This is a genomic window from Vibrio sp. 10N.261.46.A3 (genome assembly GCF_041472995.1).
In the GTDB taxonomy this organism is placed as follows: domain Bacteria; phylum Pseudomonadota; class Gammaproteobacteria; order Enterobacterales; family Vibrionaceae; genus Vibrio; species Vibrio coralliirubri.
Window position 1 is genome coordinate 51,972 of the sequence record NZ_JBFRRH010000094.1, and the last position, 22,563, is coordinate 74,534.

General features: G+C 44.1%; 22 protein-coding genes and 1 tRNA gene. 3 read left to right on the forward strand and 20 right to left on the reverse strand.

Going from position 1 to position 22,563, the window contains the following annotated elements:
* Positions 1-3: 3 nt before the first annotated feature.
* The 5 genes from AB4484_RS20165 to AB4484_RS20185 form a co-directional block, all read right to left on the reverse strand.
* Positions 4-597, reverse strand: coding sequence for a DUF6162 family protein (locus AB4484_RS20165; protein WP_372080041.1), 594 nt, complete (start codon positions 595-597; stop codon positions 4-6).
* Positions 594-929 (reverse strand): hypothetical protein, encoded by a 336-nt coding sequence (locus AB4484_RS20170; RefSeq protein WP_017079279.1) that lies wholly within the window; start codon positions 927-929, stop codon positions 594-596. Before AB4484_RS20170 ends, AB4484_RS20165 begins: the two co-directional genes overlap by 4 nt.
* Before the next feature lie 116 nt (positions 930-1,045).
* Positions 1,046-1,882 (reverse strand): DUF4198 domain-containing protein, encoded by an 837-nt coding sequence (locus tag AB4484_RS20175; protein ID WP_372080043.1) that lies wholly within the window; start codon positions 1,880-1,882, stop codon positions 1,046-1,048.
* Between the two features lie 111 nt (positions 1,883-1,993).
* Positions 1,994-2,512, reverse strand: a complete 519-nt coding sequence (locus AB4484_RS20180; RefSeq protein ID WP_372080045.1) for a DUF2271 domain-containing protein — start codon at positions 2,510-2,512, stop codon at positions 1,994-1,996.
* Between the two features lie 71 nt (positions 2,513-2,583).
* Positions 2,584-3,213, reverse strand: coding sequence for a PepSY-associated TM helix domain-containing protein (locus tag AB4484_RS20185; protein WP_048612630.1), 630 nt, complete (start codon positions 3,211-3,213; stop codon positions 2,584-2,586).
* Positions 3,214-3,663: 450 nt separating this feature from the next.
* On the opposite strand from AB4484_RS20185, the gene AB4484_RS20190 reads away from it, so the two are divergent.
* Positions 3,664-3,984, forward strand: a complete 321-nt coding sequence (locus tag AB4484_RS20190) for a hypothetical protein (protein WP_017064552.1) — start codon at positions 3,664-3,666, stop codon at positions 3,982-3,984.
* Positions 3,985-4,136: 152 nt separating this feature from the next.
* On the opposite strand, the gene AB4484_RS20195 is transcribed toward AB4484_RS20190, so the two are convergent.
* From AB4484_RS20195 to AB4484_RS20225, 7 genes are all read right to left on the reverse strand, one after another.
* Positions 4,137-5,315 (reverse strand): tetratricopeptide repeat protein, encoded by a 1,179-nt coding sequence (locus AB4484_RS20195; protein WP_372080047.1) that lies wholly within the window; start codon positions 5,313-5,315, stop codon positions 4,137-4,139.
* Positions 5,312-5,932 (reverse strand): energy transducer TonB, encoded by a 621-nt coding sequence (locus AB4484_RS20200; protein ID WP_048608210.1) that lies wholly within the window; start codon positions 5,930-5,932, stop codon positions 5,312-5,314. Before AB4484_RS20200 ends, AB4484_RS20195 begins: the two co-directional genes overlap by 4 nt.
* Before the next feature lie 19 nt (positions 5,933-5,951).
* Positions 5,952-6,356 carry a biopolymer transporter ExbD gene (locus AB4484_RS20205; protein ID WP_004731145.1) on the reverse strand — a complete coding sequence of 135 codons (405 nt, stop codon included), beginning with the start codon at positions 6,354-6,356 and terminating at the stop codon, positions 5,952-5,954.
* Positions 6,353-6,913 (reverse strand): MotA/TolQ/ExbB proton channel family protein, encoded by a 561-nt coding sequence (locus AB4484_RS20210; RefSeq protein WP_372080049.1) that lies wholly within the window; start codon positions 6,911-6,913, stop codon positions 6,353-6,355. Before AB4484_RS20210 ends, AB4484_RS20205 begins: the two co-directional genes overlap by 4 nt.
* Positions 6,913-8,289, reverse strand: coding sequence for a MotA/TolQ/ExbB proton channel family protein (locus tag AB4484_RS20215; RefSeq protein WP_372080051.1), 1,377 nt, complete (start codon positions 8,287-8,289; stop codon positions 6,913-6,915). The genes AB4484_RS20210 and AB4484_RS20215 overlap by 1 nt, the downstream gene beginning before the upstream one ends.
* Positions 8,289-9,056 carry a DUF3450 domain-containing protein gene (locus tag AB4484_RS20220; RefSeq protein ID WP_050622345.1) on the reverse strand — a complete coding sequence of 256 codons (768 nt, stop codon included), beginning with the start codon at positions 9,054-9,056 and terminating at the stop codon, positions 8,289-8,291. The genes AB4484_RS20215 and AB4484_RS20220 overlap by 1 nt, the downstream gene beginning before the upstream one ends.
* Positions 9,057-9,234: 178 nt before the next feature.
* A complete protein-coding gene (locus tag AB4484_RS20225; protein WP_372080053.1) occupies positions 9,235-11,331 on the reverse strand; it encodes a TonB-dependent siderophore receptor in 2,097 nt (698 codons plus the stop codon).
* Between the two features lie 559 nt (positions 11,332-11,890).
* Here AB4484_RS20225 and AB4484_RS20230 point away from each other — a divergent pair.
* The gene (locus AB4484_RS20230; protein WP_372080054.1) at positions 11,891-13,195 is read left to right on the forward strand and encodes a dicarboxylate/amino acid:cation symporter; all 1,305 of its coding nucleotides are present in this window, start codon (positions 11,891-11,893) and stop codon (positions 13,193-13,195) included.
* A 185-nt stretch (positions 13,196-13,380) separates the two neighbouring features.
* Here AB4484_RS20230 and AB4484_RS20235 read toward each other — a convergent pair whose 3' ends face one another.
* From AB4484_RS20235 to AB4484_RS20245, 3 genes are all read right to left on the reverse strand, one after another.
* The gene (locus tag AB4484_RS20235; protein ID WP_048668964.1) at positions 13,381-14,766 is read right to left on the reverse strand and encodes a sensor histidine kinase; all 1,386 of its coding nucleotides are present in this window, start codon (positions 14,764-14,766) and stop codon (positions 13,381-13,383) included.
* The gene (locus AB4484_RS20240; protein ID WP_019822797.1) at positions 14,763-15,428 is read right to left on the reverse strand and encodes a response regulator transcription factor; all 666 of its coding nucleotides are present in this window, start codon (positions 15,426-15,428) and stop codon (positions 14,763-14,765) included. Before AB4484_RS20240 ends, AB4484_RS20235 begins: the two co-directional genes overlap by 4 nt.
* An 80-nt stretch (positions 15,429-15,508) precedes the next feature.
* Positions 15,509-15,982 (reverse strand): NYN domain-containing protein, encoded by a 474-nt coding sequence (locus AB4484_RS20245; protein ID WP_004731130.1) that lies wholly within the window; start codon positions 15,980-15,982, stop codon positions 15,509-15,511.
* Positions 15,983-16,252: 270 nt separating this feature from the next.
* Here AB4484_RS20245 and AB4484_RS20250 point away from each other — a divergent pair, with 270 nt between their 5' ends.
* A complete protein-coding gene (locus AB4484_RS20250) occupies positions 16,253-16,804 on the forward strand; it encodes a DUF4174 domain-containing protein (RefSeq protein WP_372080056.1) in 552 nt (183 codons plus the stop codon).
* Between the two features lie 51 nt (positions 16,805-16,855).
* Here the strand turns inward: AB4484_RS20250 and cobA are convergent, their stop codons facing one another.
* The 5 genes from cobA to AB4484_RS20275 all read right to left on the reverse strand — a co-directional run bounded on the left by cobA (position 16,856) and on the right by AB4484_RS20275 (position 22,486).
* Positions 16,856-17,632 carry a uroporphyrinogen-III C-methyltransferase gene (gene cobA / locus AB4484_RS20255; protein WP_372080058.1) on the reverse strand — a complete coding sequence of 259 codons (777 nt, stop codon included), beginning with the start codon at positions 17,630-17,632 and terminating at the stop codon, positions 16,856-16,858.
* Between the two features lie 329 nt (positions 17,633-17,961).
* Positions 17,962-18,777: a formate/nitrite transporter family protein gene (locus AB4484_RS20260; RefSeq protein ID WP_017062558.1), complete on the reverse strand. Its 816-nt coding sequence runs from the start codon at positions 18,775-18,777 to the stop codon at positions 17,962-17,964.
* A gap of 123 nt (positions 18,778-18,900) precedes the next feature.
* Positions 18,901-19,224 carry a nitrite reductase small subunit NirD gene (nirD, locus tag AB4484_RS20265; protein WP_048662836.1) on the reverse strand — a complete coding sequence of 108 codons (324 nt, stop codon included), beginning with the start codon at positions 19,222-19,224 and terminating at the stop codon, positions 18,901-18,903.
* Between the two features lie 15 nt (positions 19,225-19,239).
* On the reverse strand, positions 19,240-21,798 hold the full coding sequence (gene nirB / locus AB4484_RS20270; protein WP_123285627.1) for a nitrite reductase large subunit NirB: 2,559 nt from the start codon (positions 21,796-21,798) through the stop codon (positions 19,240-19,242).
* A gap of 614 nt (positions 21,799-22,412) precedes the next feature.
* Positions 22,413-22,486: transfer RNA gene (locus tag AB4484_RS20275), tRNA-Cys, on the reverse strand.
* Positions 22,487-22,563 lie beyond the last annotated feature (77 nt).

Sequence of the window (22,563 nt, forward strand, 5' to 3'; positions counted from 1 at the left end):
TGTTTAATGAGAAGAAGCGTCATGCTGGTCAACTTCTGATTCATTGACGACCATTTTCCAGCCAGCAGATTCAAGTGTGTTCTCATCAAAATTAGTCGGTTGACTTGCTACGCCACCCAGGTAAATCCAGATTTCAGGAGAGACACTGTTGGCGTTCAAAATAAAGGAGTCAGCGAAGCCATGATCGGTTGGCGTAGCTTGTTCACTTGGTGCAGTATCTTCACTTGGTGTAGAAAAGTAATAACCACGCTCGTCCAATAACCAAGTATGAGAACCTTTGCGCTTCCAACTCTGGTCTTCTACAAATGGCGCGACCCATTCTTCTTTAAGTGACGCAACACTTGGCCATTCGCCGTCTGAGTCCATACGTAGGTCACGAATCTCTTCATGCGCTAAACGTAGCTCTGATAACATCGCCAAGTTTTCTTGCTCGACATCGGTCACTAAGATTTGATGATCAAGTACCGCTTCGATATGCGATTCTGCTTGGTGAAATGGGATAGCAACCGTGGCAAAGCTCAGAATGAACACAATGATCAGCCCTACCCATTTGCCTTCTCTGCCGCCCGTATCGGCACGTACGCCTTGAATCATCATTTTTCGCTGATCTCAACAACGTCTACTTCAACAGGAAACTCGTGGCCTGAATCAAACACAAGGTAGAACTCAGTGTCAGGGTTTGGAAACTCAACAATAGAGCGCTTATCCGTCATCTCTTTTGCAATCAAGTTATCTTCGTAGTCATACATCTCAACCGCGTAATCAATCGCTTTACTACCGTCTGAATAGCCCGCTTCGCAAGCCACAGTTTTGCCTTCAAACCAGCAGCTCATCAATGGAAAGTGTGCTTGCGCAGGTAATGCAGCGAAACCAAGTCCCAGAGCCAAGCATGGAGTGATTATCGATTTTAGTTTTGTTTTTATTGTCATGGTTCGTACCCTAGCCACAGTGCAAATTCTCAGTAGTAAACTCAGCGATAAAGGGCTCAAATGAGCCCTTAAGTTTTTTGGTTGCTTAATCAGGGAGCTAGCCCCGACATCACAGATTATTGAAGCAGTGCTTCGAACGTTAGGTGAACGTTCGCGCTTGCTTTGTCTGCCAGTGGGTTGTCAATCAACTCACCTTTGTAGTTCGCTTTCATTACGTAACGACCCGCTACATCTGGAGTGAACGTGATTTCGCCGTTCTCGTCGCTCACTACATCAATCTGTTCTTGGTGGTTGCGGTAAAGCGTGCCTTCACGAGTGATCTCAGCTTTCACGTCTTTTTGAATTTCACCGTTGTAGAAGAATTGGAACGTGACTGGTTCGCCTTCAACGATGTCTGAAGGGTGTGTCACAGGCTTCATTTCTAGAAGCTTCCCTTCGATTTTGAATACTGAATCCGTTGGCTTACCTACTGTGATGTAGCTTTCAGCGCGAGTGAAGCTGATTTGTGTTACCACGTCACGTGACTTTTCAGGCAGAACAGAGTCACGTTCCGCTTTATTTGCTTTGATCCATTTCACAGTGTCACGACGGCCCGCTTTGTACTGTGTGTAGTAAGATGGCTGGTTGTTAATCGCAACTTTGTGTGTGCCTTCTTCTTCAAAGTAAAAATCGAAGATTGAGCGACGTTTGCCGCGAACAACAAAGTTAGGACGCTCGCTACGGCCATCAGGCATGATGACATGTGCATTTTCGCTGCCTGCAGGCTTATCAAAAACAAACGTACCGTGAGACGCAGTCACGTCGAACGTTAGCCAATCACCACCTTCTTTCGATACGGTAAAGTGTGATGGCAAAATCCAGCGTGGGTGAGCTTGTGCTGTTGTAGTAGCCGCTAGGCCTAACGCCATAACACCCGCTAGAGCAAGTGCCTTCATTTTTGTCTGTTTCATCATGTTCATTCCATTATTTATAATTTTTAGCCGTGTCGCTCAATCTGAGCCTACGATGACTATTATCGATTCTGTTCTGATTCTTAAACCAATCGGTGTTCACTGCTGCGTTGTCTATTTAGCGACGTAATTCAGTGTGATTTCACCCGTCTCTTCTGTTGCCTTTAGCTCATAAGAAGCGTTTGAATCTGTGAGTGATACTTTCTGACGAAGATAGTTACGGCCGCCGTGTTCACGAACAACTTCGATATGAACCGTGTATTCGCCTTGCTCTAGTGCTTGGCCATCATCACTCTTGCCATCCCAAACGAAACGGTACTTACCAGCTGGGCGTGTTGCGGATGTCACAGCGTCAACGAGCTCACGATCGTAACGTCCAACTTTTCTCCACCAGCTGCGTAGATCTTTCAGCCATTCATCTTTACCGACCCAAAGTTCAATGGTTTTCACTGATTTTCGTTCGCTGTTCTCGACCCACACCGCCACATAAGGACGCGCATACATAGAGGTATCAATCTTTGGAAGCTCGAAAGTCACATCAAGTTTTGCCGTATCAGGAATCGCTTGTGCCATACCTAGACTTGGCAAAAGAGATAAAGCAAGAAGCGCCTTGCTCCAGTTCATTTTTTTCATGTTTAACAACCTTTTAAATCCGTTTAACCTTTAATTCGTTATTCAAGCTGATTCATCAAGCTAATTAAGGGTTAAGGTACGGCGACAAAATAGATAGCAAGTGAGATTGCAGACCCAAACACCGTCCATTTAATGGAGGTATTGAGTGTTTTTTTCTTAGGTAACAGTAAGCACACGCCGGTAAGTACAAAGAAGACCATCAGTAGTGCAGTGATATCGATGAACCATTTCCAGACCTCACCGCTGTTACGACCTTTGTGTAGGTCGTTCAACAGGGCAATCACACCGTAATTCGTGGTTTCGACTTCGACCATTTCAGAGGTCACGTCAACAAACACTGAAGCGTTGTAACCTGGTCCTTTGAAGTCCATGGACACTTCACCGATCAGCAACTCACCGTCTTCAATTTCGGCGTAGATGTCTAAACCAGAAGGAACACCGGATAAATTAGCCTCTTCAAACAGAAATGCTTCGAAGGCATTTTCATCGGCTTTTAATCGCCCATCTTGGATCGTGAACAAACTCGTAGGAAGCTCTAAAGTAGAGCGTTGGATATTAGGTTGGCTTGACTCAAATAACTCAGGTCGATTCAGGGTGATACCTGTCACTGAGAAGAAAAGAACAACGAACAGAAGTGCCATTGAAATATAAACATGAAGTCGACGAGCCCACGATTGAACCGCCCTACTTTTTAACGACATACAAACCAATACCTATAAATTTTATGGCGTCAATTTAGTTGATAATCATTCGTATTGGCATTCAATTTACATTGTTTACGTTTGCCGAGCGGCGTAAGGAAATTTACATAACATTACATGGGAAGTAATCGAACTGTATGCATATTCTTGCTAACTTGTACTAAAGGGAATGGATAGCTTGTATTTGAGGTCATCGATAGTAAGGTCAAACCTCAAAAAATCTCAATATCAACATGCTTGATTGAGGTTGGTTTAAGGTAGCAGTTGTGGCTTTAAGGAATGAAAGTTGGGACTATTTACCTTCGTGACTATTAACCTTCGGAGCTATTTGATCTTTGGATCATTTTGAAGGTCATACACAAACGGCGGACTCTTCGGTTGATGCGGTTTGTTAAATACAGACTAATAACCGATTTAACGATAGCTAATAAGGCTTAAAGGGATTTTGAAATGCGTATTATTGTTTTGGCTTTTACCGCGCTTGTAACAGCGTGCAGTAGCCAAATGAGCAGTACAGAAGAGCACGTCCAAGAATACATCGGTTCAGACATAACCGATGCACAAGAGCAGTATCTAACCGAACGCTCACGTCCTATCAGCTTTTGGGCATCTCGAAACTATGCTTGGGTTGAGACGAAGAAACCACTAGATAATGGTTACACTTTACATGCCTTTAAGAACCCTTATCGTGACTGCACCATTAACTGGGTCGCTAACACCAGTGGCGCAATTCAAAGTGCAACGCTTAGTGGCACGATGTGCGAGCCTTAATCAATCCATTCCAATCGAACAATAACGCTAGATGAGCTAAAGTCCCAAGATGGGCTTAAGTCGCCTAAATTAAAAAGGGTGTCATTTGAACCATCAAATGACACCCTTTTCTCTATATTACTTTCTCTTGTCTTCTGTCGTGCTATTAGCAGTTAAACGTTGCCGTTATCACTCACTGTTCTTAGCTGAGTCAGGTATTTAATCCAGCCTTTTGCCTCAGAAGATGGCTCAATGTTGTTCGCACGCTTGGCTTGAGCAAGGGCGTTATCAAGATTCTTTAACTTGTACCATGAACGCACTTTCGCTAACGCAACATCGGCTTGTTTGTTTTTGTCTTTCACTTTATCTAAAACAACCAGAGCTCGGTCGTAGTAACCTTGCTGAACCAATAGCTGAGCCACATTCCAATGATACTGAGTGTCTTTTTTAGACGCTAACGTCCACACTTCAATCGCGTTGTCCCACTCTTTCGCTAGCTGCCAGTAGGTTGCTTGCTCTGCTAGAAGTTGAACGTCGCTGTTCGCATCATCTAGCTTACTAATTTCTTGTGCTGCGCGCTCTGGAATACCACGTTTAGCATAAAGCTGAGCCAGTAATCTGCGGTCTGAGTTTTTCAGCTCAACACCTTGTAGATCTGCCAGTGCTAACGTGTTCAATGCATCGCGGTTACGTTCTAGTCTTAACTGAATACCCACAAGTTGACGCCACCAGTTATCTTTCTCTGGTTGAAGTTCAATCAGGCTTTCCAGTGTAGGAATCGACTGTTTCCACTGCTTTAACTGAAGCTGTGCGCCCAGTTTTAGCGATAGAGGCGACAACTCTGCTTTTGAATTGAATTTGTCACGATTACCGATGGCAACTAGGACTTTCGACCAGTTTTCAATTTGGTATTCAGCTTGTGCAATTCGCATCCAAAGCGTGTCTTTCTTTTCCTTTTCTGGCGCTGTTTTCACTAACTCGTAATAGTGCGGAAGCGCGTTTTTGAACTGCTGATCGTTCAACAATAAATCAGCCAGCATGCGCTTCGTTATCCAAGCTTGCTCATCGACTAACAAATTCGTATCGACGGCATAAGTTAGCTGCTTAATCGCCTCGTCAGTTTTGCCATCTTGCCAGTAAAACACACCCAGCATACGAGCTACGTATGCTTTGTCGTAGCCTTTCGAAAGCTCCAAGCTTGCAAGTACGTCAATCGCCTGTTTAACCTGTTCATCTTGAGCAAGCTTATGCGCCTTTTGAACACGAATGGCAGTATATTGAGATAGCTCTTGCGCTTGTGTTGTAAGGGGCATTAACAACAAGCCCACTAATATCCATATCTGTTTCATCATTTTGCCAACTTAAACTCTAGTTTCACGGTTTGACCAACCTGAGCTATCGCTTTTCCATCGACGACTTTTGGTTGATATTTCCATTTTTTAAGTGCTCTCATCGCTTCACGTTCAAACATACGACGTGGGTTTGCTTCAGTGACTTGAATGTCAATTGGGCGTCCCGTTTCGTCGATGGTAAAAGACATAATCACATGACCTTCAGCGCCACGCTTCAGCGCTTTAGCTGGGTAACGAGGTTCTACTCGATACAGAGGCATTGCCTGTTGGTTTGACCCAAAATCAGAAAATGTCGGAGCGTTAATCGCTAGGCCGTCAATCGATGTATTCAAATCCAAAGAAGGCAGTGAAGACATCGAATTCAGAGGCGTAACTTCAGCTTGTGACTGAGACGTTTGCGCTTCCGGTGGCGGCTCTGGCATTTCTGGTTTTTCAGGAACTGCACGTTGTCTTCTTTGGACTTCTTGCTCTTGTTCCACCATTACCATGTTGAAACTTAACGTCTCACTGTTGTCTGGTGAACGTTGGTGGCCATTATCGACCATCCAAGCCATAAAGGAAAACAGAGCTAAGCCCAATGCACCCGCTAGAGGTAAAGCAAGAAATAGGCGAATCATTTATGAAGATCCTCCAAGATCATCGCTTTTCAGCAGCAAGCGCGATGTTTTTAACACCCGCACCTTTAGCGGCGTCCATCACTTTAACAACCGTACCGTTGTAAGCGTGTTCATCCGCTTGAATAACCAAAGAAGCATCAGGTTGTTCTAGCAACAAGTGTTCTAATGTCGCTTGAACACGCTCAACATCAACAACACGTTTATCGATGAAGATGTCATTCGCAGAAGTAATCGCAACAAAGATGCCCGCATCCTTTTGGCTTACTACGTTAGACGCTTGTGGGCGATTGACTTCAACCCCTGATTCACGAACAAATGAACTGGTCACAATAAAGAAAATAAGCATGATAAATACAATATCAAGCATCGAAGTAAGGTCTATTTGTGCCTCTTCGTTTTTAGAATGACGTCGACCGAGTCTCATCGTTGACTCCTTAAAGATTTTTCTAATTTCAATTCTAAGCGGTTACACACTTTCGCTAAACGAGCGTGAACAAACATGCCCGCTAATGCAGCAACCATACCCGCCATGGTTGGCAGTGTTGCCAACGAGATACCTGAAGCCATCAATTTAGGGTCACTGCTTCCTTGAGTCGCCATGACATCAAAAACAGAGATCATACCGGTGACGGTACCTAGCAAACCCAGCATCGGACAAATAGCGACTAACAACTTAATAAAGTTCAAGTTTTGGTTAAGTAAGATACTCGCTTGCCCCAACCAACCTTCACGAATGGCTTTGGCATGCCAAGAAGAGTGATCTTCTCTTTGATACCACTTAGTAATCCAAGCTTGGCGCTGCTTTGGAAAGTAGAACGCAAGATAAAGCACGCGTTCTACCACAAGCACCCAATAAACTAGGACGACAGCCGCTAGCCACCACAGGACGAAACCGCCCTGCTCCATAAAGCTTGATAAAGACAGCAGCCAGTCACTCGTTAACCAACTCGCTGGTAATAGAGAACCCGACAAAATATCCATTACGCAGCTGTCCCAACTGGTGAAACCACAGCTTTTGATTCAACTGTTTTTTCTGCCTGCTCAGCAACAAGGCCAATACCTTGTTTCTCAAGAATATTGCGAATATTTTCAGCCTGAGTGCTAAGAATGTTGTGTGCCAATAAAAGAGGCATTGCTGCAACAAGACCAAGTACGGTTGTTACCAACGCCATCGAAATACCACCCGCCATCACTTTAGGGTCGCCATTACCAAACTGTGTGATCACTTGGAATGTTTCGATCATGCCGGTTACAGTACCTAAAAGACCTAACATTGGAGCAAGTGCCGCCAATAGCTTAAGCATCGATAAGCCTTTCTCTAGGTGAGTCTGCTCATCCACTACCGCTTCTAAAAGTCGTAGTTCTAGTGCTTCAACGGTTTGGTTTTGCTCTTTGTTGTAAACCGCAAGAACACGACCTAGAGGGTTATCACCCGCTTGCTCAGGATTCTTAAGTTGGCCGCGAATTTTCTGGCGAGCGATAGCCAAAGAAATACCACGAACTAATGCGATGATTAAGCCAATTGCAAGCAAGCCAAGAATCACTTTACCAACCACACCACCCGCTTGAAGGCGATCAGTTAGGCTTGGTGTTAGCGCTAGTTGCTCTAGCATGAACCCACGAGAAGGATCGACAACCACGTTAGACACGTCGCCATTCGCTAATGTAGATAGCGATGCTAAAGTTGGAGCATTCGATGGCTGTTTCAGATACGCAATCGCATCTTCACGCTGAGTGTTCCAGCTAACATAGCCTTGGTCTGTTACTAGGCCGATTGAACCTAAACGATAAGCGTCGACAGTTTGTGTGTTGCCTTCACCATTGATGAATGCAATTTGAGATTTGCTAAGCTCAGAGCTCGCTTGGATCTGTTCAACCATGCTCATCCACAAACCGGTCAGCTGTGGCATTGAAGGCAGTGATTTCGCATCAATGATTTGATCAACAGTTGCTGTGTGTTCAGCGCGATCAACGCTGTTTACGGTTGAGCTAAGCTCTGCGCCTAGTTCTTTTGCGTTTTGACGAACGACACCGAACAGCTCACCTAAACTACCGGTTTCTAAACGCAGCTTCTCTTCTAAGCGAGCAAGCTTGTTTTCGTTATCACTGAAGGTTTGAGTCAGAACATCTGTCGCACCTTGGATAGAGGTACGTTTCGCTTCAAGTTGCGCTTTGATCGCTTTCAGTTCTTGTTCTGTCTTTTTGAAATCAGCTTCACGCACTACGTTGTGAGAAGCTTGAGTGCGACTCTCTGATTTTGCTTTATTAACTAGCTGAGCAGTCGTATCAGAAGCTGAGAAAGCAGAAAATGAAATTGAAGTAATACAAAGCAATGCTGCTAATGGTTTTAAGTTCATTACTTAACCTCCGCAACAGTTAAAGAAACAGGTAAAGTAATTAGGCTTGGCGCCGCTTGCTGGCTTGCAATATCATAAGCTTTATCTAGCTCAGACTTCATTGAAGAATCTAGCTCCTGCCACTGATTTTGTGTTTGATTCCAAGACCAGTATTGGCTGCCATTTAAGTTACGAGCAACCAAAGAGATACGACCTAAGTGCAACACGTCTGCTTCAATCGTTCTGTCGCTGCTCAATGCAACACGGCCTTGGTAAGCACCGAGCTTGATGCCGTAGTCCATCTCGATTTGGTAAGCTTCTAGGATACGACGATACTTCTCAGCATCACTCACATCAGCACGAGTCATCATTGCTTGCAGCTTTTCAACTCTTTCTAGACGTTGCTCTTTCCTGATTGGCACATCTTGCTCAACTAACTGCTGAAGGCCATCAATCATCTGGTACATCAAAGGCACAACACCTTGACGTGTGTATTTGATCTCGTCGATCTGCCCTTCAATGCTCTGAGCTTCTTGATTCTGGCTCTCAACCAATGCAGCAAGGTGATCGTGATAGATTTCTAGATTTTTCACTTCTTCTTGCAGACGCTCAATCTCAGCTTGCAGCATTAACGTCGCTTGTGAGCTTTTATCAATAACCTTTTGGCTCGAAGCCGACGCGTTATTGGTCTTGTTTTGAATTGATTGAGCTTGATCCAAGCTGTTTGCCATAGAAGACGTTGCAACCAAACTGATGGCAAGCGCTAGGCTAGTTTTTAAAAGATTCATAATTGTAGTCATTTACTATAGAAGAAGGTCAAATGAATTTTATTGATAAGCACTCTCATTATCATTAAAAGTCACTCTCATTACTAGGGATATTTTTACTGAATAGCAGAATCACGAAAGGGGAAAGCCGAAACTTTCCCCTTAGTATTTAGGCTAACAATAGTACCCTACTAACAAATTAGTATTTTACCTGTAAAGTCGCCATGTAGTTACGGCCTTCGCCAATTACTACGTCTTCAGCAAACTGGTGTTTTGAAGACGTTGAACCGCCACCCGCTAGGTATTCTTTATCAAATACGTTCTCGACTGTTAGACGCGCTACGAAATCAAGAGAATCGTCGTACTTAAGCGTGTATGCAGCACCCATATCTACACGAGCGTAGCCGTCTTTCTTGAATGTGTTCGCGCTATCACCGTAACGAGAACCTTCGTAGATAAGACCTAGGTTCACATCCACTTCGTTTGTTGCTGCATAAGTAGACCAAACGCTTGCTGCGAACTCAGGTACGTCTACAGGACGGTTACCTTCATATGTTTCATGGTTCGTGATTTCAGCATCTAAGTACATTGCAGAACCAGACATTGAGAAGCGCTCTGAAATAAAGCCTTGTGCGGCTAGCTCAGCGCCACGGTGAACTTGTTCGCCACCTTGTGTCTTCGTCCAATCGCCTGATGAAGTGTCTTCTACATCCATTGAAATGTTTTCTTGGGTAATATCGAATACCGCACCAGAAACGAATAGACGTTCGTCCATCAGTTCCCACTTAGTACCAACTTCGTAAGACACGCCCGTTGCTGCGTCAAGAAGTTCACCATCGTTGGTGTAGTTGCGACTTCCGCTTGAAACAACACCTTGTGGTTCGAAACTTTCAGAGTAAGAAGCGTAGATACTACCGTTTGATGCTGGGTGGTAAATTACGCCAAGCTTAGGTGCAACGTTTTCTTCTGCAACGCCATCACTTACTTTACGGTCGAAACGAGCACCCGCAAGAACTTGCCATTCATCATTAATAGTAATCAAATCTTGGATGTAGAAGCCCCAAGTATCGTAAGTACTCATCTTACCTAGCGATGTTGGACCCACTGACGGCGCTGGTACTGTTGCATCTGGTGCGTATTCAGCGCTGCTGAAGCGATCCATACCACGGTAATAGCTGTAGCCTAACCAGTTAGCACCGAATAATAGTTGATGCTCTGTGCCCGCAAGATCAGCGGTTGTTGTTAGATCAACGTAAGCCGTTCTGAAACGCCATTTATCATGACGGTAGTTACCGCCTTGAGTCACGGTGCCCGTACCATCAGGGTTCATATTTTTAAAGCTTGGGTAGCTTTCCATATCGATACGTTCGAAATCTTGGTAGTTGAAACCTGTCTTTAAAGACCATGTGTCAGTCAGGTTAGCAGCAATATCAAAACCAACATTCTCAACATCATTCTCGATCTGTGACCACTGTGCATCCCAGATGTGCTTGTCGCTACCTACTCGGTTGCCGTCTAGCGTGTATAAAGCGCCAGAATCTACGCTACCTTCGTCGTTAGTTTTGTCGTAATGAACAGAAACTGTCACGTCTTCAGTTACATCGTAATCGACGAATACACCACCAACAAAACGTTCTGTTTGTGGTTCAGTTCCGTCACCATAAGTTCTCCAAGAGCCGTAGCTTTCTTTAGATAGAATCGCGCGACCGCGTAGAGTTTCAGCGTCGTTCAAAGCGCCACTTACGTCTACCGTTGTACGAGAATGGTCATTAGAACCAATATCTTGGCTAACACTTACTTGCGTATCGTAAGTTGGCTTCTTGCTTACCATATTGATCAAACCACCTGGTGCAGAAATACCGTAAAGAAGACCAGAAGGCCCTTTAAGTACTTCAACACGCTCTAGCAGTTCGATTGGTTGGCGGTAGTGAGACCAATGTTGCTGGCCATTTTTAAGGAAGCCCGAAGAGCTTTCTACCGAGAAACCACGTAGAGAGAAACGTTCACGGTTACGGCTTGTACCGCCAGCACTTACACTCGCGTCATTCTTAAGCACGTCACCAAGCGTTGTTGCACGCTGTTCATCGATGATTTGCTCATCGATTACTGAAACTTGTCCCGGAGTCTCTAATTGAGTCGCCTCCATGCGCATTGCTGTTGTGTTCGTGTCGGCTTTATAACCGTAGTCACGACCTTCAACAACCATATGCTCGTCTGTTTTTACTGTTTCTGCCAATACTGCTGGTGAAGCTAATACTGCGCCGATCACTAAAGCCAATGGGCTCTTTGAAAACATGTCCTTTACTCCGTTTTTATTCTTTTAGACGAGCACTTTGTTATTTATTCGATGTGCTCGCTGAACCGTTTCCGGTACCACTGAATTATTCCGACAGAGAATATAAGTGATAACTATTACCATTTGCATTAAATTTACATTCTTTGCATTCGTAAAGTTTTGTAAAGGCGTGTCGGGGAGGCGTTTTTATAAAGTTAAACAAAACCAATTTAATACAAATGGTTAGAGAGCATTTACGCTAAAAAGTGGTTATCGATGTCAAATCTTTTGAAACAGCGTTATTAGCTCGGCCTATTTAAGGTGGCCAGATTGATAAGAAAATTGTCTCTTCTTATTTACTACCTTTGAAACGGCAGTCTTATGTATAAAACTCTCGATAAATGTAAATTTATGGTGAATTGTTTTGTTTAGTTTTGTTTAATTGACGAAATTATCAGTGATTTTGATCACATCTATAATTCCAAACTCATTTTTTGTTTTTCGATTTGAACAACCGACTGCTAATCTCCTGCTCACTTTGAAAAGGTATCAAAGTTATAAATAATAAGGAGTGTTCTAAATGAATACCAAGAAACCTATGTCTCTGACTGGTCGAGTAATCCTCGGTATGGTCGTAGGTATATTAACGGGATTCGCCATTCAATCCCTTTTTTCAGACAGCGGATTTGTTAACAACTACATCGTTAACGGACTCTTTGAAGTAGGCGGACAAATCTTTGTCGCCAGTTTAAAAATGCTTGTTGTGCCTCTAGTCTTCGTTTCACTAGTGTGCGGTACAAGTTCTCTTAAAGACTTATCAACTCTTGGCCGTATGGGTGGCAAAACGCTTGCACTTTATATCGGTACTACTGCTGTTGCCATCACTCTAGCATTAACTATCGGTAACCTGTTCCAACCTGGAGCTGGTGCGGATCTTACTGCTGCGAGCTCTTTCAAATCAGCGGATGCCCCTTCTCTGGGCCAAGTAATCATCGACATGTTCCCAACCAACCCTATTCAGGCGATGGCTGAGGGCAAAACGTTACAAGTTATCGTATTTGCAGTGTTGTTTGGTATCGCAATCAGTGCGGCGGGCAAACCCGGTGAACGTATCGCTGCAGTTTTCTCTGATCTAAACGAAGTGATCATGAAGCTAGTTGCGCTACTAATGAACCTTGCTCCTTACGGCGTATTCTTCTTGATGGCGAAACTGTTCTCTGGCCTTGGCTTAGGTGCAATTTGGAACCTAGCAGAATACTTCTTAGTGCTTGCTGGTACCCTGCTGTTGCACGGCTTGGTGACTTACAGTGCGATGCTTAAAGGATTCACAGGTCTTAGTCCGATTACGTTCCTACGTAAGATGGAAGATGCAATCATGTTTGCATTCTCAACGGCATCTTCGAACGCAACAATTCCAGTAACAATGGAAACAGCTAAGAACCGCATGGGCGTAGACAACAAAGTCGCTTCTTTCACAGTACCACTAGGTGCAACTGTGAACATGGACGGCACTGCAATCATGCAAGGTGTTGCGACGGCGTTTATCGCGCAAGCGTACAACATCGACCTTTCAATGGGTGATTACCTAATGGTTATCCTAACGGCGACACTGGCGTCTGTGGGTACTGCAGGTGTCCCTGGTGTTGGTCTTGTTATGCTAGCGATGGTATTGAACCAAGTGGGTCTACCGCTTGAAGGTATTGCTCTAATCATGGGTGTTGACCGCCTTCTTGATATGATTCGTACCGCTGTAAACATCACAGGTGATAGTGCCGTATCTATCATCGTTGCTAAGTCTGAAGGCGCTCTTGATGAGTCTCGCTTCAACGACCCTGCAGCAGGTGAGAAGGAAGAAGAAGTTAAGCTAGCTCGCCAACAGACATAATCTCGCTTATCTGATGCTCTTGTCTTTGAGTTCTGGCGTAATTAATGGCTACGCCTAGCTCATATCAAAGCGCATAAAGAAAAACGCCACTGCAGATGCAGTGGCGTTTTTTATTCGGTATCGCTTAAGTCAGTACTACTGAGTTGGGACAGTTATCAATTTAAGGTAATTATCAATAGGGAAAGCTAATCACCGATTGGGAACATCAAGTTCACTCTCAATCCCCCACCTTCTCTATTCTCAGCGGTTACATGGCCATTCATCACACCCATCGCTTCTTTAACAATCGCAAGGCCTAGACCGTAACCGCCAGACTGTTTGTCTCGGGCTGATTCTATTCGTGTAAAAGGGTCGAATATACCTGCAATCTTGTTATCAGGAATGCCATCACCGTCGTCTTCTACAGATATGACACTGTAACGTTTATCTATGACCTGTTCGTATGTAGTCACGACGACATGAGCGTTCTCACCCGCGTATTTAATGGCATTCCCGACCAAGTTGCCAATCACTCGAAGCAGTAGCCTCTCATCAACGTTCACCATTGATGTCGGCGTCTCAAGGGAACCAATCAAAGTTTGATTCGGTTTTAAATCGTTTTGCATCTGCGCGATCAACATTGAACAATAGTGCTCAAGGTGCATTAAGCTTAACTTGGAGTCATAGCGAGAGGTTTCTAAACGGCTAAATTCAAGTATCTCACCCACCAGCTTGTTCATCTCTTCTGTTTCATTTTCCATTCGTTCTAGCAAACCAATGCTTTTATCATCAACCTTGCTGCGCAGCAGGTGTAGTGCGAGGTTTTGCCTTGCTAATGGTGTTCTTAACTCGTGTGAGACATCACGAATCAAACGACGTTGCTTTTCAGCCAGAGATTTAATCTCAAAGGTCATATGATCAAAATCATGTGCAAGCTCGTTGAATTCACGCGTGGTAGAGTTCAACTCCGACACCACACTGACCGTAAAGTCACCTTGAGCCAGTCTGCGGCTCGCTTCTCTCAATCGGTCCAACGGTTGCTGAAGGCTTTTGGCCATGATAATCGAGAACAGAGACAATACGACCAATGCAATCAATGCTTTAAGCATATAGGAGTATGGCGCAAAAGATTTTGCGGGGTGAAACTGGTGCGGTAGTTGGATAACCAGTGTTTTACCGTTATCCAGTGGTAGACCGAAGATCGGCTTACTCACACGATCACTAAGTTGGTGATCTAACGTTCTTAAGTATTTGAGCTTAAATTCAAAATGCGGGTGCATGTGACGATGTGTGATCGGACGATTGTCTTTATCGATGACGAACAGATAATACTGCTGAGCATTACCCCAGTCCGCGAGTTCATCCATGTCCCCTTCTTCGATCAACACATTCGCTTGGTAAGCAAGGTCGAGCATCTCCGCTTTTACCGATTCTGGCACTTTAAGCAGCGCTTTCATCAAGGCTCTTTCAGCGACACCTTGCAGGATCAAAATACTCACCAGAATTACGGTCAGGTAACTGAACAGTTGGAAAGTGAGTCCGTCTTTGCGCTTAGCAATAAAATCAGGGCAACGCAGCAGTTTTTTACTCATGCTCCTACCGACTCTAGGTAACTGTAACCTTTACCACGAACGGTTTTAATATGTTGTTTAGACAAACCTGCCTGAACGAGCTTTCTACGTATATTGCTGATATGCATATCTAAATTACGATCGAAGGGACACAATTCTTTCTTGAGTACGTGGATTTGCAAATCAGATTTGGACACAACAATACCGTCATTTTTAACCAAATAATCTAGCAAGTCTTTTTCAGTGCCAGTTAATGGCAAACGAGAGAGTTGTTCACACAAGCCGTGATTAGAGGAAGCTAAAGATTGTCTTTGGCGTTCAAAACCCACTCGGCGCAAGATCACCTTAATACGGGTTAAGAGTTCAGGAACATTGAAAGGTTTAGCGATGTACTGGTCGGCGCCTGCTTGGTAGCCATCGAGCATTGAGGCATCGTCGTTAAGTGCGGTTAGCATAAGAATGGGAGTAGCAAAACGCTGACAAATACGTCTTGCTACTTGAATGCCGCTTAGGTTCGGAAGCATTACATCGAGTAGAACCAAATCGACAGGATGAGTTTGAATAAACTCAAGTGCGGATTCACCGCAATGAACAGTATCAACGTGATACCCCTCATTTTCTAACACTTCACCCAGTAATTCACACAACTGAATATCATCATCTACAACTAAAACGCGAGACATTACACACACCGATAAATAAGAACTGTTTGCATTCTAATTATCGTTATTATTGATTTCAATTATAAAGTGCCCGATTTCCTTTATAGAAGAAAATCTTTTTCAATCGGTACAAATTTTGAGGCAGAATCGATAAGATTTTGAGCAGTTAACCCCGGAACACCATACACTTCAACAGGCTTGCCAAAACGCTCTTTGATTCGCTCTACAAGGATTTCGAAATCACCGTCTCCTGATACCAAAACAATCGTATCAACCGTCTCAGCAAGTTCAATCGCGTCTAACGCAATACCCACATCCCAATCGCCTTTTGCACTGCCATCTCGACGCTGAATAAACGGCTTTAATTTCACATTAAAACCCACACCACGAAGGATATGGTGAAATTGACGCTGCTTTGGATCTTGGCTTGAGATTGCGTAAGCATTAGCTGCAACAACGTTACGCCCTTCCGTGGCAACATACCAAAACTGGTTATAGTCGAAGTTAGAACGGTATTTGTCGCGCGTCGTGTAGTAAACGTTCTGAACGTCGACCAAAATTGCTATGTTTTCCATAAATTCATACCTTTAGATTTTCCGTATACCCTATTCTATTCAATTGTAAAATGCGAGCCGCTTTACTCAATAAAAATGAACCTGCCAGCTATCGTTAACGTAAACCTAATATGTTTAGCGTAAAGCTAAGTGTCTTTAACGTAATCCTAACTATGCTTATTGTAAGTGGATTTGTTTTGAACGTTTTTTAGGTGGGTCTGATCTTCACCTTCTTCTCTACGTAGTATTCAAATCGTACTCAGGCTTAGAGCTTTTAAAGGGAGGTTGGCAATGCTGCACCGACAAAAACACAAATCGAACGTAAGCATCGACACGACCAAAGCGGTGCAAACTTCGAATCAACCATCAAACTCTGGTATCTGGTTTAGTTTGCTTAAACTACTGACCATCAGCACGGTATTAATCATGAGCTTAACCATCAACTCAGTACTCGCCTACCCCACCTATTCTCACTCAAAGCCTTTGCCGCACCGCAGTGTGATTTATTTCGCTCCAAAGGAAGATTCAGTCGTTAAAGAGTTTCTGAATGAAGTGTTGCTCAATAACTGTCAATTGGACGAACGAGATGTCGTCATTATGGTCATTGCAGAGAGTGGTTACACAGTCCCGACTTGGCTAGAAGAAGAGTTTAACTTAGAGGCCGTTACCAATATTTACGAGATCCCGAAAGGATCTCATACCGCAGTTTTGATTGGTAAAGATGGAAAAGAGAAGCACCGATGGAGTGGCAAAACAGATTGGAAACAGATCACCAATATCATTGACGAAATGCCGATGCGCCAACAAGAAATGCAGCGACAAGGCAGCCGCTGCAGTATTTGATTCTTGATGAGCTCAGTAGTGGCTTATAGAGCCAACTAGAACGTCAAACGATCAAGCTTGTTTGTTAAACCAAGAAAGTTTTTCATGGAGCTGAGCCACGCTGCCTACAACGATCAGCGCTGGGCTCTTTGCGACGCTGGCAAGGTCAGCCAAATCACGTAACCCACCTCGAAACACCTTCTGTTCTTGGCGCGTACCGTTTTCGATGATCGCAACCGGCATGTCCGCTCGCATACCGTTATCCAGTAAGTTTTTCTGAATGTTTGGACTCTCTTTCAAGCCCATGTAAAACACGATCGTATGGTTGTGCTGAGCAAGAGATTGCCAGTCAATATCTTCGCCGTCTTTCTTAAGGTGACCGGTAATAAACTGAACGCTTTGCGCGTGGTCACGGTGCGTCAATGGGATGCCCGCATAAGCCGTTGCGCCTGCAGCAGCTGTGATGCCCGGAATCACTTCAAATCTAACGTCATTTTCAGCCAGTGTTTCACACTCTTCCCCGCCACGACCAAAGATAAATGAGTCTCCACCTTTAAGGCGTACTACATGTTTATTCTCTTGTGCTTTAGTGACCAATAGTTGGTTGATCTGATCTTGAGGTACGCAGTGATGATCGAGCTTTTTACCCACATACAGCATTTCCGCTTTTGGGTTAGCCATCGCCAAGATATCCTTTGATACCAAGCGGTCATAAACCAAAACGTCTGCTTGTTGAATCACTCGTGCCGCTTTTAACGTAAGTAAGTCTGGGTCGCCCGGACCGGCACCTACTAATGAAACAAATCCTGTGTTTCCTGTTTTAACATTCGATGGCGATACTTCTGACATGCTTTGCTCCGAAAGTTAGCTTGTTATATTTCAAGCTTAATTCTGTATGACGATTCATCGTTGTATGAATCACCAATATCCCTACTTCTTAGACTATCAGTTGTTGCCATAAAACTTCACGATTAATTCTAATCAAGATAGAAGTTTATATAACAAAACAATCTATTACGTTGGAAAACCCTGACATTTGCACCATCATCAAGCACACATTGCTCGCCTTAGGTGCACCGTTATCAAAAGTAGAGAGTGTTAAGATCAAAAAAGCCCCAAATCAACAGCTTGGGGCTTAACACACATTATTAGTTGCTCATTAACCTAGAGCTATCTAATTACTTAGCGCCTAGAGAAGGTGCTGTTTTAGCATGAGTTAGGTATAGAGGAACACACGTCATTAGTAGACCACCAACGATGTTACCTAGGATTGTTGGGATAAGGTTGAAGTTCAACCATGTCGCGATACCGAAATCAGCGCCAAGAATCATACCTAGTGGGAATAGGAACATGTTTACTACTGTGTGCTCGAACACTAGTGCGAAGAAGATGAAGATTGGGAACCACATCATTGCTACACGGCCAGACACTGTACGAGCAGTCATGTTACCAATCACACCTAGACATACCATTAGGTTACAGAAGATACCGCGTACGAAACACGTGATCCATCCGTCCATGCCCATGTTTTCAAAGCCTAAGCTACGACCTGTAGATACAGCAATGAACTTTTGAGCAACAGCGTTTGGCTCTAGAGAGAAGTTACCTGTTAAAGAAACAGCCACTAGGAAAGCAACAATCAAAGAACCGATAAGGTTACCAAGACCAACAATACCCCAACAACGTAAGATACGGCCCCAAGTGATGCCTGGACGGTTGTCGAATTTAGCCAAAGGAGCAAGGCCGAAAACGCCAGTTACTAGGTCATAACCCATCACACTTAGAATCACGAAGCCAACTGGGAACACTAGTGCGCCAACAAGACCAATGCCTGTTTGTACCATTGCTGTAATTGCAACAACAACCGCTAGAGAAAGGATGATACCAGCCATAGTGCTTCGAATCAGAAGATCGCGAGTACTTGTTTTAGTTTTCGCTTCACCCACATCAATCATCGTTTGAACGAATTCAGCTGGTTTGTAATCAGGAGACATAATGTTGTCCTTAAAAAAGTAAAATTAAAAGTTAAAATTGGATAGGAAAAGGCTCTAGTTACCGAGTTAAGGCAATATCGAGAACTAGAACCCTTGAACTATCAAATCTTACTCATCCGAAGATTAAGCAGAGATTTCTACAGCACCCTTGGTAACACGAGCTTTGTACGCTTTCACGTTGAAGTTCTCGTCTTCCATGCACACACCTGTTGCTAGGTTAAAGCGTTGCTTTTTAAGTGGGCTTGCCACCCAAAGCTCTTCTTTGTGCTCAACAATCAGACCACGTGATAACACGTTAGATTGGAAGTATGGGTCTGTATTGCTAATCGCGAATACTTCTTCAGCCTTAGTTGGGCGGAAGACAGCTACTTGCTCACCACCAACCAATGCACAAACACCTGTACCTGGGATAATGTCTTCGATCTTACAAACTTTGGTAAATGCCATGATGTCGTCTCCCAATTAAACCAGTTCAACGTGAAGGATATCGCCCTTCGCTTCAGGGTGTTTCTCAGTGAATGTCGCTGGACGGTGTTGTTCACGGCCATCATCAACAAACACAACGTTTTCATCACGGTCATCAGCATTGATGAAGTGTGCAAAGCGCTTAAGTTGAGCTTCGTCGTTGATTGTGTCTGTCCACTCACAAGCAAAGTTATCCACTAGGCCAGCAATGTCAGTTTCAAGTTGGTCATTGATGCCAAGCTTGTTGTCTACAATCACTTCACGTAGGTAATCAACACCACCTTCTAGGTTGTCCATCCATACAGAAGTACGTTGCAGTGGAGCAGCCGTGCGGATATAGAACATCATGAAACGGTCGATGTACTTGATTAGCGTTTCTTGGTCTAAGTCGCTTGCAAGTAGGTCTGCGTGACGAGGTTTCATACCACCGTTACCACATACGTACATGTTCCAACCCGCGTCAGTTGCGATAATACCTAAGTCTTTACCTTGAGCTTCAGCACACTCACGAGTACAACCAGACACACCAAACTTCATCTTATGAGGAGTACGGATGCCTTTGTAACGGTTCTCGATCATCACGCCTAGGCCAACTGAATCTTGAACGCCGTAACGACACCAAGTAGAACCAACACATGTCTTCGCCATACGAAGCGCTTTTGCGTAAGCTTGGCCAGTTTCGTAGCCTGCTGCGATTAACTTCTTCCAGATTGCTGGTAAGTCATCTTTTTGAGCACCGAATAGACCGATACGTTGTGCACCCGTGATCTTGGTGTACAGGTTGTATTCAGCCGCAACATCAGCAAGAACACTTAGTGCTTGAGGTGTTACTTCACCACCCGCCATACGAGGGATAACAGAGTAAGTACCATCTTTTTGCATGTTACCTAGGAAGTTATCGTTGGTATCATGCAGCTTCACTAGTTCAGGCTTAAGGATGTGCTCACCCCAGCAAGAAGCAAGGATAGAACCCGCTAGAGGCTTACATACTTCACAGCCGTAGCCCTTACCGTACTTCTCTAGTAGCTCGTCGAATGTTTTGATCTCTTCGATACGAATCAAGTGGAAAAGCTCTTGGCGAGAGTAAGCAAAGTGCTCACATACGTCGTTCTTCACTTCTACACCAGCTTTAGCAAGTTCAGCGTTCAGTACTGAAGTCACAAGTGGAATACAACCACCACAGCCCGTACCTGCGCCTGTTACTGCTTTGATATCACCAATGGTGTGGTGACCTTCAGCAACAGCTTGTGCAATCTTGCCTTTAGTTACATCGAAACAAGAACAGATAACTGCAGATTCAGGAAGAGAGTCCGCGCCAAGTGTTGGCTTTTCAGCACCAGCATGAGCAGGAAGAATCAATGCATCTGGGTGCTCTGGTAGGTCGATTTCATTCAGCATTAGCTGAAGAAGATCGCCGTAGTCAGACGTATCACCAACCATTACCGCACCAAGAAGCTTCTTGTTGTCTTCAGATACGATTAGGCGTTTGTAAACTTCTGACTCTTCATTTTGGTAAACGTAGCTCTTACAACCAGGAGTACGGCCGTTTGCATCACCGATAGAACCTACTTTCACGCCTAGAAGCTTAAGCTTCGCAGACATGTCCGCACCTTCAAATGTGCTTTCGTTACCAACAACGTGATCAACCGCTACCGTCGCCATCTTATAACCAGGAGCAACAAGGCCGTAGAACGTTTGGTTCCAAGACGCACACTCACCGATAGCGTAGATATCTTTGTCTGTCGTTTGACAGTGATCGTTAATCTCGATACCGCCACGAGGTGCAATACCTAGACCCATTTGACGAGCAAGTTTGTCTTGTGGGCGAATACCAGCAGAGAATACGATGAAATCAGTTTCTAGCTCTGTACCGTCTGCAAAACGCATTACGTTACGAGCTTCAGTGCCTTCAGGAGCAATCTCAAGCGTGTTCTTACTTGTATGTACGTTTACGCCCATACGTTCGATTTTTTGACGAAGTTGGTTACCACCCGCTTGATCAAGTTGCTCAGCCATTAGCTTAGGAGCAAACTCAACAACGTGTGTTGTCACGCCAAGTGCTTTTAGTGCGCCTGCCGCTTCAAGACCAAGTAGACCGCCACCAACTACCACACCAGACTTTGAGTTCTTAGCGGTTGCTTCAATAGCTTTGAGATCTTCGATTGTGCGGTAAACGAAACAGTCTTTACCTTCGTTGCCTTTAATTGGCGGTACGAACGGGAAAGAACCGGTAGCAAGGATAAGTTTGTCGTATTGAATTTCACGACCAGTGCTTGAGTAAACTGTTTTCTTTTCACGGTTAACGTTAATAGCACGTTCGCCGATCAGCATATTGATGCCGTGTTTCTCGTAGAAGCCTTCTTTAACTAAAGAAAGTTCGTCTGCAGTGTGGTGTGAAAAGTAAGAAGAAAGGTGTACACGGTCATAGGCTACACGTGGTTCTTCACAGAACACCGTGATGTCCATGTTTGCAACATCTGTCTTCTCGACTAAATCTTCGATATAGCGATGGCCGACCATCCCGTTACCGATTACGACTAGCTTCATCTTGCTCATAAGAATTCCTGAAGGTTATATATTTCTTAACTGAGCGAATAATGAATTATGAAAGAAAATGAAAATATGATGTAAATCAATTACGAAATCGAACTACCCTAAAGGGGTAGGACAAAAGAGGTAGATCTGCTGATTTATCATACGAAGCAAACGAATAACCGTAGATTTAATAAGGTTTAGCGGGGTTTTATATACACTTTCGTGCATTAGATTAGATGTTGTAAAGTTTCACAATAGGTTAGCAGTAACGTAGTTAAATGACAATCATTTTCATTTGTGGTCATAATAAGTGTAATAACTCATGAAAGCGTTACAGGATCATGAGCAACTATGTATAAATATGAAGAACTTAATGACGCAAAAGACAGTCGCCCTTTTCCACTCCCCACTCATTCCACTCACAAACGGCACAACGAGTTAACAGATGCTGTTGGTTATTTAGTGAATGATAGATTTATACAAGCAAAAGACCGGCACAAAAATGAGCTGATATGGCTTGTTCCTAGAGGTGCTATGGATTAGAGCATACGTGGGAGTTTGGAGATAGCATGAGGGTTTAGAATTTCAGATAGCAAAAAGGCCAGCATTTCTGCTGGCCTTTCAACTTTGAATAGTGGAGGCGCCTCCCGGAGTCGAACCGAGGTCCACGGATTTGCAATCCGCTGCATAGCCACTCTGCCAAGGCGCCTTCAATAGTGTTTTAAGAGAACAACTCTTTTGATTAATACCAAGCGAGGTAACAATAAAATAGATGGTGCCCCGGGC

Excerpts from the sequence above, each read along its gene's own strand:
- AB4484_RS20165 (WP_372080041.1), bottom strand. The coding sequence starts at position 597 with ATGATGATTCAAGGCGTACGTGCCGATACGGGCGGCAGAGAAGGCAAA.
- AB4484_RS20170 (WP_017079279.1), bottom strand. The coding sequence starts at position 929 with ATGACAATAAAAACAAAACTAAAATCGATAATCACTCCATGCTTGGCT.
- AB4484_RS20175 (WP_372080043.1), bottom strand. The coding sequence starts at position 1,882 with ATGATGAAACAGACAAAAATGAAGGCACTTGCTCTAGCGGGTGTTATG.
- AB4484_RS20180 (WP_372080045.1), bottom strand. The coding sequence starts at position 2,512 with ATGAAAAAAATGAACTGGAGCAAGGCGCTTCTTGCTTTATCTCTTTTG.
- AB4484_RS20185 (WP_048612630.1), bottom strand. The coding sequence starts at position 3,213 with ATGTCGTTAAAAAGTAGGGCGGTTCAATCGTGGGCTCGTCGACTTCAT.
- AB4484_RS20190 (WP_017064552.1), top strand. The coding sequence starts at position 3,664 with ATGCGTATTATTGTTTTGGCTTTTACCGCGCTTGTAACAGCGTGCAGT.
- AB4484_RS20195 (WP_372080047.1), bottom strand. The coding sequence starts at position 5,315 with ATGATGAAACAGATATGGATATTAGTGGGCTTGTTGTTAATGCCCCTT.
- AB4484_RS20200 (WP_048608210.1), bottom strand. The coding sequence starts at position 5,932 with ATGATTCGCCTATTTCTTGCTTTACCTCTAGCGGGTGCATTGGGCTTA.
- AB4484_RS20205 (WP_004731145.1), bottom strand. The coding sequence starts at position 6,356 with ATGAGACTCGGTCGACGTCATTCTAAAAACGAAGAGGCACAAATAGAC.
- AB4484_RS20210 (WP_372080049.1), bottom strand. The coding sequence starts at position 6,913 with ATGGATATTTTGTCGGGTTCTCTATTACCAGCGAGTTGGTTAACGAGT.
- AB4484_RS20215 (WP_372080051.1), bottom strand. The coding sequence starts at position 8,289 with ATGAACTTAAAACCATTAGCAGCATTGCTTTGTATTACTTCAATTTCA.
- AB4484_RS20220 (WP_050622345.1), bottom strand. The coding sequence starts at position 9,056 with ATGAATCTTTTAAAAACTAGCCTAGCGCTTGCCATCAGTTTGGTTGCA.
- AB4484_RS20225 (WP_372080053.1), bottom strand. The coding sequence starts at position 11,331 with ATGTTTTCAAAGAGCCCATTGGCTTTAGTGATCGGCGCAGTATTAGCT.
- AB4484_RS20230 (WP_372080054.1), top strand. The coding sequence starts at position 11,891 with ATGAATACCAAGAAACCTATGTCTCTGACTGGTCGAGTAATCCTCGGT.
- AB4484_RS20235 (WP_048668964.1), bottom strand. The coding sequence starts at position 14,766 with ATGAGTAAAAAACTGCTGCGTTGCCCTGATTTTATTGCTAAGCGCAAA.
- AB4484_RS20240 (WP_019822797.1), bottom strand. The coding sequence starts at position 15,428 with ATGTCTCGCGTTTTAGTTGTAGATGATGATATTCAGTTGTGTGAATTA.
- AB4484_RS20245 (WP_004731130.1), bottom strand. The coding sequence starts at position 15,982 with ATGGAAAACATAGCAATTTTGGTCGACGTTCAGAACGTTTACTACACG.
- AB4484_RS20250 (WP_372080056.1), top strand. The coding sequence starts at position 16,253 with ATGCTGCACCGACAAAAACACAAATCGAACGTAAGCATCGACACGACC.
- cobA (WP_372080058.1), bottom strand. The coding sequence starts at position 17,632 with ATGTCAGAAGTATCGCCATCGAATGTTAAAACAGGAAACACAGGATTT.
- AB4484_RS20260 (WP_017062558.1), bottom strand. The coding sequence starts at position 18,777 with ATGTCTCCTGATTACAAACCAGCTGAATTCGTTCAAACGATGATTGAT.
- nirD (WP_048662836.1), bottom strand. The coding sequence starts at position 19,224 with ATGGCATTTACCAAAGTTTGTAAGATCGAAGACATTATCCCAGGTACA.
- nirB (WP_123285627.1), bottom strand. The coding sequence starts at position 21,798 with ATGAGCAAGATGAAGCTAGTCGTAATCGGTAACGGGATGGTCGGCCAT.